Annotated in this window: 12 protein-coding genes; 5 read left to right on the forward strand and 7 right to left on the reverse strand. The window is 59.7% G+C overall.

The window, feature by feature from the left end; genetic code table 11:
• The first annotated feature begins 11 nt into the window (after positions 1-11).
• Positions 12-1,175: a M20 aminoacylase family protein gene (locus AC2FFD_RS03015; protein WP_170343760.1), complete on the forward strand. Its 1,164-nt coding sequence runs from the start codon at positions 12-14 to the stop codon at positions 1,173-1,175.
• Positions 1,176-1,246: 71 nt separating this feature from the next.
• On the opposite strand, the gene AC2FFD_RS03020 is transcribed toward AC2FFD_RS03015, so the two are convergent.
• Both AC2FFD_RS03020 and moaA read right to left on the reverse strand, forming a co-directional pair.
• On the reverse strand, positions 1,247-2,545 hold the full coding sequence (locus AC2FFD_RS03020) for a 3-deoxy-D-manno-octulosonic acid transferase (protein WP_496871872.1): 1,299 nt from the start codon (positions 2,543-2,545) through the stop codon (positions 1,247-1,249).
• A 1-nt stretch (position 2,546) separates the two neighbouring features.
• Entirely contained in the window at positions 2,547-3,554 is a 1,008-nt protein-coding gene (gene moaA / locus AC2FFD_RS03025) for a GTP 3',8-cyclase MoaA (protein ID WP_171631101.1), read from the reverse strand.
• A 91-nt stretch (positions 3,555-3,645) separates the two neighbouring features.
• On the opposite strand from moaA, the gene AC2FFD_RS03030 reads away from it, so the two are divergent.
• Positions 3,646-4,077, forward strand: coding sequence for a hypothetical protein (locus AC2FFD_RS03030; RefSeq protein WP_425078574.1), 432 nt, complete (start codon positions 3,646-3,648; stop codon positions 4,075-4,077).
• Here the strand turns inward: AC2FFD_RS03030 and AC2FFD_RS03035 are convergent.
• The 4 genes from AC2FFD_RS03035 to glmU are packed head-to-tail and all read right to left on the reverse strand — an operon-like array spanning position 4,065 to position 8,482.
• Positions 4,065-4,751: a DNA alkylation repair protein gene (locus AC2FFD_RS03035; RefSeq protein ID WP_496871874.1), complete on the reverse strand. Its 687-nt coding sequence runs from the start codon at positions 4,749-4,751 to the stop codon at positions 4,065-4,067. The two genes, AC2FFD_RS03030 and AC2FFD_RS03035, sit on opposite strands and share 13 nt — an antisense overlap.
• A gap of 5 nt (positions 4,752-4,756) precedes the next feature.
• Positions 4,757-5,299, reverse strand: a complete 543-nt coding sequence (locus tag AC2FFD_RS03040) for a pyridoxamine 5'-phosphate oxidase family protein (protein WP_425078572.1) — start codon at positions 5,297-5,299, stop codon at positions 4,757-4,759.
• A 3-nt stretch (positions 5,300-5,302) separates the two neighbouring features.
• Positions 5,303-7,126, reverse strand: a complete 1,824-nt coding sequence (gene glmS / locus AC2FFD_RS03045; RefSeq protein ID WP_170343765.1) for a glutamine--fructose-6-phosphate transaminase (isomerizing) — start codon at positions 7,124-7,126, stop codon at positions 5,303-5,305.
• A gap of 3 nt (positions 7,127-7,129) precedes the next feature.
• Entirely contained in the window at positions 7,130-8,482 is a 1,353-nt protein-coding gene (gene glmU / locus AC2FFD_RS03050; protein WP_496871876.1) for a bifunctional UDP-N-acetylglucosamine diphosphorylase/glucosamine-1-phosphate N-acetyltransferase GlmU, read from the reverse strand.
• Positions 8,483-8,616: 134 nt separating this feature from the next.
• On the opposite strand from glmU, the gene AC2FFD_RS03055 reads away from it, so the two are divergent.
• The 3 genes from AC2FFD_RS03055 (at position 8,617) to AC2FFD_RS03065 (ending at position 11,845) form a co-directional block, all read left to right on the forward strand.
• Positions 8,617-9,288 carry an HAD-IA family hydrolase gene (locus AC2FFD_RS03055; RefSeq protein WP_496871878.1) on the forward strand — a complete coding sequence of 224 codons (672 nt, stop codon included), beginning with the start codon at positions 8,617-8,619 and terminating at the stop codon, positions 9,286-9,288.
• 39 nt (positions 9,289-9,327) lie between these two features.
• Complete coding sequence (locus tag AC2FFD_RS03060) at positions 9,328-10,518, forward strand: DegT/DnrJ/EryC1/StrS family aminotransferase (protein ID WP_496871879.1); 1,191 nt, start codon at positions 9,328-9,330, stop codon at positions 10,516-10,518.
• Positions 10,519-10,681: 163 nt separating this feature from the next.
• On the forward strand, positions 10,682-11,845 hold the full coding sequence (locus AC2FFD_RS03065; RefSeq protein ID WP_170343769.1) for an isovaleryl-CoA dehydrogenase: 1,164 nt from the start codon (positions 10,682-10,684) through the stop codon (positions 11,843-11,845).
• Positions 11,846-11,897: 52 nt separating this feature from the next.
• On the opposite strand, the gene AC2FFD_RS03070 is transcribed toward AC2FFD_RS03065, so the two are convergent.
• On the reverse strand, positions 11,898-12,500 hold the full coding sequence (locus AC2FFD_RS03070; protein WP_152458599.1) for an OmpW/AlkL family protein: 603 nt from the start codon (positions 12,498-12,500) through the stop codon (positions 11,898-11,900).
• Between the last annotated feature and the right edge of the window lie 32 nt (positions 12,501-12,532).

The following is a 12,532-nucleotide window of genomic DNA, read 5'->3' on the forward strand; positions in this document are numbered from 1 at the left end:
AGAGAGAAGACATGCCAGTCAAAAACCGCTTTGCCGAGTTGCAGGATGAGATCACCGCCTGGCGACGGGATCTGCACGAAAACCCGGAAATCCTGTTCGAAACGCACCGCACCAGCGCAATGGTGGCCGAGAAATTGCAGGAGTTCGGTTGCGATGAGGTCGTCACCGGCATCGGGCGCACCGGCGTTGTTGGCGTGATCAAGGGCAAATCGGACAGCAGCGGCAAGGTGATCGGTCTGCGGGCGGATATGGACGCGTTGCCGATTCATGAGGCGACGGGATTGGACTATGCCTCGAAAACACCGGGCGCGATGCATGCCTGCGGCCATGATGGCCACACGGCGATGCTTTTGGGTGCTGCGAAATACCTGTCGGAAACCCGAAACTTCGATGGCACGGTCGTTGTGATCTTCCAGCCTGCCGAAGAGGGCGGCGGTGGTGGTCGTGAAATGTGTGAAGATGGCATGATGGACCGCTGGAATATTCAGGAAGTCTACGGCATGCACAACTGGCCGGGACAACCTGTGGGCAAGTTCGCCATCCGTCCCGGTTCCTTCTTTGCCGCAACCGATCAGTTCGACATCACTTTTGAAGGGCGAGGTGGTCATGCGGCCAAGCCGCATGAAACAGTGGATACCACGGTTCTGGCCGCGCAGGCGGTTTTGGCGCTTCAGACCATTTCCTCGCGCAATGCCGATCCGATCGATCAGGTCGTGGTGTCGGTGACGTCGTTCGAGACCTCGTCGAAAGCGTTCAACGTGATCCCGCAAACCGTTCAGATCAAAGGAACCGTACGCACCATGAGCAAGGACATGCGGGATCTGGCCGAAAAGCGGATCAATGAGATCTGCAATGGAATCGCGGCCACGTTCGGAGGCACCGCAAACGTGACCTACATCCGCGGGTACCCGGTGATGGTGAACAGTGAAGAACAGACCGAGTTCGCCGCAGCTGTTGCCCGGTCGGTATCCGGCGATTGCGACGATGCGCCTTTGGTCATGGGAGGCGAGGACTTTGCCTTCATGCTGGAGGAACGTCCCGGGGCCTATATTTTAGTGGGTAACGGCGATACGGCCATGGTTCACCACCCGGAGTACAACTTCAACGATGAGGCGATTCCCGCCGGGTGCAGCTGGTGGGCAGAGATCGTTGAGCAGCGGATGCCGGCGGCCTGATCGGACGAGTGGGGGCTCTGCCCCCACACCCCCGGGATATTTTCGGCCAGATGAAGAGGGATCCTGCACTGTCAAGTCAGGTTGAGCGAGCTGCACAGCGTTTCCACGACAGAGTCCAGCGCGTTGCTTTGGGTCTTGACGCAGGATTGGGCGGCGTTGCGGGCCTGGGTCAGGGCTTGGTCGTCTGAAAGCCAATGATCGACCGCCGCAGAGAGATCCTTTTCGGTTCGAACCTCGATGGCGCCACCGGTTTTGATCAGCGGTGCGAATGTTTCTGCAAAATTGAAGTATCCGGGGCCGGTAATCACGGCGGCTCCGGCCTGTGCCGGTTCGAATGGGTTGTGACCGCCGATGTCTTTCAGGGAGCCGCCCAGGAACACGATGGGACACAGCGCGTACCATGTGCCGGTCTCGCCCAATGTATCTGCGACATATACCTGGGTTTCGGTTTTGATAGGGGAAGTTTCGGATCGGAACGCGGCGTTGAGATCGGAGGCTTCCAGTAGTTTGGCGATATCGCCGCGTCGCTCGGGGTGGCGCGGGATCAGCAACAGCAGCAGATCGGGCCAGCGTTCCAGAAGTGATTGGTGCGCGGCCAGAACGGTTTCCTCTTCACCGGCATGGGTTGAACTGGCGATCCACACAGGTCTGCCAGAAATCTGAGAACCGATGTCATCCAGCGTGCCGTGGTCTATGGGAAGAGGGTCTGACATGGCCTTGAGATTGGTGCCGGGCCGGACGCGGCCGGCAGGGGCACCCATGGCTGTCAGGTTGGCTGCGGTTTTGTCGTTCTGCGTCAGGAACAAGTTGAATTTGTTCAGAATGAACCGCGCCGTTTCGGGGCGTTCTTTCCAACCGGCAACGGACTTGTCCGACAGTCGTGCATTCAGAAGGGCCAGCGGAATGCCCCGTTTGGCGCTTTCGACGATCAATCGGGGCCAGATTTCGCTTTCGACGAAAACCCCGCCTTCTGGTTGCCAATGGTTCAGAAAGCGTCGGACCGGACCTGCCGTGTCAAGCGGCGGGTATTGATGCCGTGTGCGGGGCGGCAGGCGTTTTTCGATCAGAGCCGCTGAGGTCGGGGTGCCGGAGGTGATCAGAAACTCGGCTTCGGGCAGGCGGTCTGCGAGCCGTCTGATCAGGCTGAGGACCGACAGGCTTTCGCCGACGCTGGCGGCGTGGAACCAGATCAAACGCCCATTTGGCCTGGGCAGGCTGGCATGGCCAAGGCGTTCTTGTTGTCGCTTGACTGGTACGTTTGCTGCCCGCAGCTTGTTCCGCACGACCCGCCATACCAGGGGCGCGGCAAGAGACGTGAGGGCGCAGTACGCATGGTACAACGCCGTGGGGCGGCCGTCGTGATCCGGCATATCAGCCGCCTGTGTGACTCATGTGACGGCTCATCCGGCCATCGACGGCTTGGCGGGAATAGTCGAAGTCATGCCCTTTGGGCTTGAGATTTATGGCGGATCGGATCGCGTCTTCAAGTGGCTGTTCGGTATCGGGATGATCGCGCAGGGCGCCGCGCAGGTCGGCCATGTCTTCCTGACCCAGGCACATGTAAAGTTCGCCCGTGCAGGTCAGCCGGACCCTGTTGCAGCTTTCACAGAAATTGTGCGACAGCGGCGTTATGAAGCCTATTTTCTGGCCGGTTTCCTCGAGCCGCACGTAACGGGCCGGGCCACCGCTGCGTTCGGCCAGATCGGTGACCGAATAGTGGTTTTCGTATTCTTTCCGCACGTCTTTGAGCGACCAGTACTGATCCAGGCGGTCTTCGTTGCCGATATCACCCATCGGCATGACTTCGATCCAGGTCAGATCCATATCCCGCTGGGCGCACCATTCCGTGATTTTCGGAAGTTCGGGTTCATTGAACCCTTTCAGGGCAACGGCGTTGATCTTGATCCGCAGTCCAGCCTTTTGCGCGGCGTCAATTCCGTTCAAAACCTGTTTCAGGCGCCCCCAGCGTGTGACCTTGGCGAACTTGTCATCATCCAGAGTGTCCAGCGAGACATTCACCCGGCGCACACCGGCCGCATACAGATCATCGGAAAATCGGTGCAGTTGCGACCCATTGGTTGTCAGCGTCAGTTCCTTCAATGCACCGCTGTCCAGGTGGCGTGTCATCGAGTTGAAGAAAGTCATGATGTTGCGACGCACCAACGGCTCACCACCCGTAATGCGCAGCTTTTCGACCCCCATCCTGACGAAGGTCGAACACATCCGGTCCAGTTCCTCCAATGTCAGCAGGTCTTTTTTGGGCAGAAAGGTCATGTTCTCGGACATGCAATACACGCAGCGGAAGTCGCAGCGGTCCGTGACGGAGACGCGGAGATACGTGATGGCGCGGGCAAACGGGTCGATAAGCGGAGCTGTCATGATGTAATAGGTAAAGCCGGAACATGGCCGCGACAAGGGCGAACTGTGCTTTGCGCTGGAACAGGTGGGCGCGGGGCTGTAGGTTTCCGGCATGAAGAAAATACTTGTTTTGACATGCGCAATGACGGCCGGATGCGACGCCGTGCAGTCAACGACTGACCGAGTGTTCGGCGGGGGCGACACGCCCGTCCAGACGGTGCCTGACGCGGAAACTGGCACCGCAGTTGCCGAAGAGGTGCTGCAACCCGAACCGGTTTCCGCGCGCCCGAACTGGGTTGGGGCGAAAACCACCATCGCCGGGCTCGGGGATCCGACCACTCCGGGGCGCTGGATGCAGACACCGCTGGTGGACAGCGAAGTTACGGCGCGTGTCGTCGTGCCGCGAACCGGGGCGCAGGCCTATATCACATTGGTCCCGGTTTCCGGTCCGGACAGCAGCGGCAGTCGCTTGTCTCTGGACGCCATGAGGGCCCTGCTGGTGCCCCTCGACGAACTTGTCGAGCTTGAGGTCTATATGGATTGATTTTTAAGGTATTTGCCTGCCTCGCGGCGGGCAAATGGCTTCATGGCATCACCGTGCTGTTTCAGAAAGGCGATCACGCGTTCCGGGTCATGTTTGGACAGTTCGCGGAGCCACCAGGCGATGGATTTCTGAATGAACCAGTTGCGGTCCGGAACATATCCGGCAGCCCAGCCAAGGATGCGGTCACGGCGGCGCAGGTCGTCAGGCTTGGGGTGGTTCTGTTTGGTCCAGGGCAGGGTTGCGACCAAGGCTGCGCGCCGGGTCCACATGTGATCGGACCGGGTCCAATGTTCGACCTGATCCAGTCGGTCAGGATCTGCTGAAAGTCGCTTTTGCATCGCCATGCACGCGTGATCCGCAACGGCCCACGCATCGAAATCCGCCAGCCAGCTTTGAAGCAAGTCCCAAACCGCCGCGTCTGGTCTGATGCGCGCCTGAGTCAAAAGCTTGGATGCAGCAAGACGCCCTTCGTGGATGTTCGTTCGCCATAATGCGTCCGCCAATGCGATCCGCGCCGGCACATCCAGTTCTTGCCGCCACGCCTTGGTCAGGTCGTTGAGAACCGGGTTCGCGACGCCCAGATAGATGCGATCCGCCTTGTGGTAACTGGCCATCTGGGTCGCCCGTTCGGGGTCACCATGCGCGTTGATCTGATCGAGATATCCACTCAGCATCGGACTCACATCGGTACGCCGGTTGGCTTTCCATCAATTGTCTGGCCGTTCCTTTCCACCCAGTAGGTACGGATTTCCTCGTCTGATTTTCCATCCACCCATTTCTGCATCGTGTCGCGGTCGGATTGGAATTCCATGAAAGGCACGGCATAGCCGCAAGAGGTCTGCACCATGTCGATCGACTGGTCATAGATTTGTCGTGCGCTTCGGTGATTTGGGAACAGGCCGGCAAGGTCGTTCCATCCATCATCCCCGACATGCAGGCAACGTGCCGTGCCATAGGTGCGCAGGATCATCGGACGTGTGGTGAAGGAACACCACATCAGCGTCATCCTGTTGACCTGCAAAAGATGCCCCGCCGTTTCATTGCCACTGCCGGTCAGGTTCATCCAGACGATGCGGTTCGGCCCCAGTACCCGCAGCGAATCCATTCCCTTGGGGGAAATATTGACCCGACCTTCGGCCCCGGCGGTGCCGACGAAGAACATATGCTGGTCTTCGATGAACCTTTGATGCGCTTCATCAAGCTGCGGGAACTGCTTGGCCATAAATCACTCCACCGTGACCGACTTTGCCAGATTGCGCGGCTGATCCACATCCGTGCCCTTGGCAACAGCCGTGTGATAGGCCAGCAATTGCGCGGGAATCGAGTAGAGGATCGGTGCAAGGCTGGTGTGAACATGTGGCATGCGGATGCTGCTCCAGACACCGTCGCCGGCCTCGTCAATGCCATCATCATCAGAGACAAGGATCACTTTGCCCTTGCGCGCCATCACTTCCTGCATGTTCGAGACGGTCTTGTCGAAAACCGTGTCACGCGGGGCCATGACGACCACGGGCATATGCTTGTCGATCAGGGCGATGGGGCCGTGTTTCAACTCTCCCGACGCGTATCCTTCAGCGTGGATATAGCTGATTTCCTTCAGCTTCAGCGCGCCTTCCATTGCCAGCGGATACATCAGGCCACGGCCCAGAAACAGGACGTCGCGCGCCTCGGACAGGCGTTGGGCGGCCTTGCGGATCGCCCGGTTCTGATCGAGTGCCGCGTTCAGCACGGTCGGCAACCCACGCAGCGCGGCGGCATGATCGGCGATGTCCTCATCCGTCAGCGTGCCCCGGTCTGCGGCAGCCTTGAGCGCCAGCATCAGCAGCACGCTCAACTGGCAGGTGAAGGCCTTGGTCGAGGCGACACCGATCTCGACACCGGCATGGATCGGCAAGGCGATATCGCTTTCTCGTGCAATCGAGCTTTCGGGCACGTTGACGACCGAAACGATCTTGTCTGCCTTGCCCTCGCAATAGCGCAACGCGGCCAGCGTGTCGGCGGTTTCGCCCGACTGGCTGACGAACAGCGCCAGTGTTCGGTCGGTGATCGGCGGTTCGCGATAGCGGAACTCGCTGGCGATATCGACTTCAACGGGCATCTTCGCCAGTTGCTCGAACCAGTATTTCGCGGTCAGGCAAGCGTAAAACGCGGTGCCGCAGGCCACCATGGTCAGACGGTCCAGTTTGCTGAAATCCAGATCCGTGTCCGGCAGGACCACGCGGTCGCCGCCCGTGGGCAGGTAGGACCGGATCGCCTCTGCCACGACAATGGGCTGTTCAGCGATTTCCTTGGCCATGAAATGCTTGTGCTCGCCCTTGTCCGCGCGTGCGTGATCCAGTTTGATCTTGCGCTTTTCCCGGTTTGCCAACTCACCGGCCTCGTTGCGGATTTCAAGTGACGTCCGGGTCAGAACCGCGCGGTCGCCTTCTTCCAGATATGTGATCTGGTTGGTCAGCGGGGCCAGGGCGATGGCGTCAGAGCCCACATACATCTCACCATCCCCATGGCCGATGGCCAGTGGTGATCCCTTGCGGGCCGCCACGATCAGGTCGTCCTCTCCGTCGAACAGAAAGGCCAGTGCAAACGCGCCTTCCAACTGGTCGATCGTCCTGAACGCGGCCTCAACCGGGGACAGGCCCGAGTTCAGGTGGTGTTCCGTCATAAGAGCGACCGTTTCCGTGTCGGTTTCGGTCTGGAAATCAACACCATGTTCGGCCAGTTCGGCCCTCAGGTCGCGATAGTTTTCGACGATACCGTTATGAACGACGGCCACAGGGCCCGCCTTGTGCGGATGTGCATTGTTGACCGATGGGGCACCATGTGTGGCCCAGCGGGTGTGGCCAATGCCGGATTTTCCGGGAAGAGGATCATGCACCAGAAGGTCGCTGAGATTGACCAGCTTGCCAACCGCGCGCCGCCGGCCCAATGCGCCGTCGTTGACGGTTGCAATCCCGGCGCTGTCATAGCCGCGATATTCCAGCCGTTTCAGGGCTTCTACCAGAATGGGGGCGGCCTCGTGCTGCCCCAAAACACCTACTATTCCACACATATCTCAGGCCTTTTTATCGCGGCGAGCCTTCTTCGCCTTCAACATGTCAAACAATTTACGCGCATATCCGGGCTTGTTTTCCTGCTTGGCGCGGGCCACGGCCAATGCCTCGGGGTCCACATCCCTGGTCACGACGGTGCCCGTCGCGGTCATCGCGCCGTCGCCCACAGTGACCGGGGCCACCAGCATGGTGTTCGAGCCGACAAAGACGTTCGCACCAATCGTGGTTTTATGCTTCATCACGCCGTCATAGTTGCAGGTGATCGTCCCCGCGCCGATGTTGGTCGCAGCGCCAACCGAAGCGTCTCCGATATAGCTGAGGTGATTGACCTTCGCGCCTTCGGCGATTTCGGCATTCTTGATCTCGACGAAATTGCCGACCCGCGTGTTTTCAGCGAGTTCGGCGCCGGGGCGCAGGCGCGCGTAGGGGCCGACGACAGCGCCCCGGCTGACATGGCAGCCCTCAAGATGCGAAAAGGCCCGGATCGTCGCGCCGCTTTCGACCGTGACGCCCGGTCCGAACACCACATTCGGTTCGATCACCGTATCGCGCCCGACCACCGTATCCGCAGCCAGGTACACCGTCTCTGGGGCCATCAATGTGACGCCCAGGTCAAGAAGCTCAGCTCGTGCGCGCGCCTGAAACACGGCATCTGCGGCCGCCAGATCAGCGCGAGAGTTCACGCCCAGCGTCTGCGCCTCGTCGCACGCGACAGCGGTCACGTTCAGCCCACGGCGACGCGCAATTTCAACCACGTCGGTCAGATAGTACTCGCCCGCAGCGTTGTCGTTTCCGACCTCGTCGATCAACGAGAACAGCAACTGCGCATTGCAGGCCAAAAGCCCTGAATTGCAGAAAGTTATGGATCGTTCTTCATCTGACGCATCTTTGAACTCGACAATGCGTTCCAGCACATCGCCATTCATGACCAGCCGGCCATAACGGGCAGGGTCGACCGCTTCAAAGCCAAGAATGACCAAGTCATTCCCGGACCGCGCCTCGATCATCCTCTCCAGCGTGTCGGGCTGCAAGAACGGGGTGTCGCCGTAAAGAACAACCGCATCGCCATCGAAGCCGTTCAATGCGTTCCGGGCCTGGGCGACCGCATGGGCCGTACCCAACTGGTCTTCCTGAACGGCGATTTGCACATCTTCATCCTCGGCCATTGCGGCCTTTGCCACAGCTTCGGACCCGTGGCCGGTTACGATCACAGTACGTTCGGGCGACAGGACAGATCCGGCGCGCATCGCATGGATCAGCATCGGAACCTGAGCGATGGGATGCAGGACTTTGGGAAGATCCGAATTCATCCTGGTGCCTTTTCCGGCGGCAAGGATGACAAGGGCATTGCTCATGAAATCGTTTTCTCTTTGTGTTTTGTTGCCGTCCGTTTTATCCGCTGAGGTCAAAGGCGCAAGCCGTTCGGCCATCAAACAAGATTGCCGATTGAAACAGGACACGGCGAAAACCTGCCGAGCAAGGGGGCGAAATGCGCACCGTCATCTTCGATCTGGATGGTACTTTGGCGGATACATCCGGCGATTTGCTGGCTGCCGCGAACCATTGTTTCCGCGAGATGGGGCACGGGGATGTCCTGGTCCACGGTGCAGATTCAGGTATAGCGCTGCGAGGCGGACGCATGATGCTGACCCACGGGTTGAAACGTGTCGGGGCCTATGACGAGGATACGGTCCAGGCCTACTATCCGGTTCTGCTTGAAGCTTATGCTCGGGACATCGACACCCACACCAGTTTCTACCCCGGTGCACTACAGGCGGTCGAGATGCTGAGTGACGCGGGTTACGGTGTGGGCATTTGCACGAACAAACCGGAACATCTGGCCGAATTGTTGCTGACGCGCATGGGGGTGCGGGACCGTTTTGCATCTTTGGTCGGGGCCGATACGCTGCCGGTCCGTAAACCGAACCCGGCGCCGCTGCGGGAAGCTGCGCGTCGTGCCGGGGGCGATCCGGACTGGTGCGTGCTGGTCGGAGATTCGGATACCGACCGCAACACCGCCAGGGCGGCGGGCGTTCCTTCGGTGCTGGTTACCTTCGGACCATCGGGGGATGACATGGCGGCTTTGGAACCCGACGCCCTGCTGCACCATTTTGATGATTTGCCCGGCCTCGTGCCTGATCTGATCGGTGCGGCAGCCTGAAACCTTGACCGGACCCTTTCGGAGCCTCAGAACAAGATCATGACCGACATATTCTCTGGCAGCTTTACGCAGCAGGAACCCCTTCCGGAAGATGCAATCGAAGCGGCATTGGCCGTTCTGCGCCATGGGCGTCTGCATCGTTACAATGTCGTCCCCGGAGAGTTGGGGGAAACAGCCCTGCTGGAGCAGGAATTTGCGGCGCAGATGGGGGCAAAATACTGTCTGGCGGTTTCGTCTGGCGGTTACGCTCTGGCCACGGCCCTGCGTGCGGTTGGCGTGCAGCCCGGTGACCCGATTTTGACAAATGCGTTTACGCTGGCGCCGGTCCCGGGGTCGATTGCCTCGGTCGGAGGGCGGGCAATTTTTGTCGGAGTGACGGAAGACCTGACCATTGATCTGGATGATCTTGAGGCCAAGCTGGATCGGGCGCGTGTGTTGATGCTCAGCCATATGCGCGGACATCTGTGTGACATGGACCGGCTGATGCAGATGTGTGACGCAGCCGGGGTGATCGTGATCGAGGATTGCGCACACACGATGGGTGCAGCCTGGCGCGGTCAGTTGTCGGGGCGGCAGGGCGCGATCGGGTGTTATTCCTGTCAGACCTACAAGCATGTCAATTCCGGCGAAGGGGGCTTGCTGGTCACCGATGACGAGGAACTGGCGGCCAAGGCCACGATGTTGTCGGGATCCTACATGTTGTATGAACGCCATCTTGCGGCGCCGGGGCCGGACGTGTTCGAACGGATCAAATATACCACGCCCAACGTCTCGGGCCGGATGGACAACTTGCGCGCGGCGATCCTGCGCCCGCAATTGCGGGATCTTGACCGGCAGGTGGCCCGGTGGAACGAGCGCTATCGCGAGATCGAAACCGGGTTGCGCGGCACTCCGGGTCTGACGATTGTCGAGCGGCCCGAGGCGGAAACCTATGTCGGGTCTTCGATTCAGTTCCTGCTGCTGGATTGGGCGCCTGAACGGATAGCCGAAGTCATCAGCCGTTGCGCGGCGCGTGGGGTTGAGCTGAAGTGGTTCGGCGGTGCCGAACCGACAGGTTTCACGTCGCGCTATGACAGTTGGCGGTATTTCGACAGCGAGCGGATGCCGGAAAGTGACCGCGTTCTGGCCGGCGTGATGGATATGCGCGTGCCTTTGACGTTTTCCCTGGAGGATTGTCGATTGATCGCACGGATCATCCGGGCCGAAGTGAGCGCGGTTTATCAGTCTTGACCAAGCGGAGTGCGCCTGCGGCGCACGCTCGATCTTTTGAAACGCCGCCCTTTTGGGGCGGCGTTTTCCGTTTCGGACGCGCTGTCACAAAGATTGACCGGCAGCAGATTCGCTGCTAGAGATTTATTGAACACTTGTTCATTAAAGCGGAGGGAAGACGCAGATGTTCATGGCCACGATGAAGTTTGATCTGGGTGAGGATGTGAATGCCCTGCGCGAGATGGTGCATCGCTGGGCGCAGGAGCGTGTCAAGCCGATGGCGGCCGAGATCGACGCCACGAATGCCTTTCCGAACGAGCTGTGGAAAGAAATGGGAGAGCTTGGTCTGTTGGGTGTCACCGTGCCGGAAGAGTATGGCGGCGCAGGCATGTCTTATCTGGCGCATACGATCGCCGTCGAAGAGGTTGCGCGTGCGTCGGCCTCGGTTTCCTTGTCATACGGGGCGCATTCCAACCTGTGCGTGAACCAGATCAAGCTGAACGGCAATGAAGAGCAGAAGCAGAAATACCTGCCGCGCCTGGTTTCCGGTGAGCATGTAGGGGCGCTGGCCATGTCAGAGCCCTCGGCCGGCTCGGATGTGGTGTCGATGAAACTGCGCGCCGAAAAGCGGAACGATCATTACCGCTTGAACGGCAATAAATACTGGATCACCAACGGGCCGGACGCGGATACTCTGGTAGTTTATGCCAAGACGGACCCCGATGCCGGATCGAAGGGCATTACCGCATTCCTGATCGAAAAAGAGATGAAGGGTTTTTCGACCTCGCCCCATTTCGACAAGTTGGGTATGCGCGGGTCGAACACGGCTGAGCTGATCTTTGAAGACGTAGAAGTTCCGTTCGAGAACGTGTTGGGCGAAGAGGGCAAGGGTGTTGCCGTGCTCATGTCCGGGCTGGATTATGAACGTGTCGTACTGGCAGGCATCGGGACCGGCATCATGGCCGCTTGCCTGGACGAAGTGATGCCTTATGTGGCTGAGCGCAAGCAGTTCGGCAAACCCATCGGTAGCTTTCAGTTGATGCAGGGCAAGATTGCCGACATGTACACGGCGATGAACTCGGCGCGGGCCTATGTCTACGAAGTCGCCAAAGCCTGTGACCGCGGTGACGTGACCCGGCAGGATGCGGCGGCGTGCTGCCTTTACGCGTCGGAACAGGCGATGGTTCAGGCCCATCAGGCGGTTCAGGCGCTGGGCGGGGCGGGCTTCCTGTCGGACGCGCCGGTCAGCCGGATTTTCCGGGATGCCAAGTTGATGGAAATCGGCGCAGGCACCAGCGAGATTCGCCGGATGCTGATCGGCCGCGAAATGATGAATGAAATGCTCTGAAAGAAAGAACGCCCTGCGGACGAGGAAACCGCAGGGCGTTTTGGAAACGGGATCAGAACCGATGGACGTAGGAAACACCGACCAGCCAGGGATCGATTTCCGCGGTGCCGATGGGGGCGCCGTTGAGCGAGACGTCCGAGTCGATGTCGAACCAGCGCACGTTCAGGCGGATCGCCCCGTTGTCGGTGACCATGTAATCCAGACCGGCCTGCAACGAGACGCCGAAGGAGTCATCGACCTTGATATTGCCCAGGGGCGATTGTTCGTCGAAGAAGATCGTATAGTTGAGGCCGGCACCGACATAGGGTTTCCAGGCGCTGTTGGTCGGGAAGTGATAGTTCAGCGACAGGGTGGGCGGCAGGTGCTTGACCGTGGCCGCGTCCGTACCGCCAAGGGCAACGGTGTGTTTGAACGGGGTCGCCGCCAGAAGCTCGATACCCAGGTTGTCGCGAATAAAGTATTCAGCAGTGAAGATCGGGCGGGTGTCCGCGTCGATCGTCGCTGGTGCACCGGCCAGCGTGCCGTTGTCGGATTTCGGGTCCAGATAGCCAACACCGATACCCAGCGTCCAGTCCCCTTGCGACTGGGCCAAAGCCGGAGCGGCCAGTGCGACCAACGCGGTAGACAGTGTCAAAGCGGCGAGTTTCTTTGTCATATTCTTGCCTTTGGTTATGTTGATGCTCTTGG

Source organism: Ruegeria sp. YTSC002 (assembly GCF_059609845.1).

Excerpts from the sequence above, each read along its gene's own strand:
- AC2FFD_RS03070 (WP_152458599.1), bottom strand. The coding sequence starts at position 12,500 with ATGACAAAGAAACTCGCCGCTTTGACACTGTCTACCGCGTTGGTCGCA.
- AC2FFD_RS03060 (WP_496871879.1), top strand. The coding sequence starts at position 9,328 with ATGACCGACATATTCTCTGGCAGCTTTACGCAGCAGGAACCCCTTCCG.
- AC2FFD_RS03030 (WP_425078574.1), top strand. The coding sequence starts at position 3,646 with ATGAAGAAAATACTTGTTTTGACATGCGCAATGACGGCCGGATGCGAC.
- AC2FFD_RS03065 (WP_170343769.1), top strand. The coding sequence starts at position 10,682 with ATGTTCATGGCCACGATGAAGTTTGATCTGGGTGAGGATGTGAATGCC.
- AC2FFD_RS03035 (WP_496871874.1), bottom strand. The coding sequence starts at position 4,751 with ATGCTGAGTGGATATCTCGATCAGATCAACGCGCATGGTGACCCCGAA.
- AC2FFD_RS03055 (WP_496871878.1), top strand. The coding sequence starts at position 8,617 with ATGCGCACCGTCATCTTCGATCTGGATGGTACTTTGGCGGATACATCC.
- AC2FFD_RS03020 (WP_496871872.1), bottom strand. The coding sequence starts at position 2,545 with ATGCCGGATCACGACGGCCGCCCCACGGCGTTGTACCATGCGTACTGC.
- glmS (WP_170343765.1), bottom strand. The coding sequence starts at position 7,126 with ATGTGTGGAATAGTAGGTGTTTTGGGGCAGCACGAGGCCGCCCCCATT.
- glmU (WP_496871876.1), bottom strand. The coding sequence starts at position 8,482 with ATGAGCAATGCCCTTGTCATCCTTGCCGCCGGAAAAGGCACCAGGATG.
- moaA (WP_171631101.1), bottom strand. The coding sequence starts at position 3,554 with ATGACAGCTCCGCTTATCGACCCGTTTGCCCGCGCCATCACGTATCTC.
- AC2FFD_RS03015 (WP_170343760.1), top strand. The coding sequence starts at position 12 with ATGCCAGTCAAAAACCGCTTTGCCGAGTTGCAGGATGAGATCACCGCC.
- AC2FFD_RS03040 (WP_425078572.1), bottom strand. The coding sequence starts at position 5,299 with ATGGCCAAGCAGTTCCCGCAGCTTGATGAAGCGCATCAAAGGTTCATC.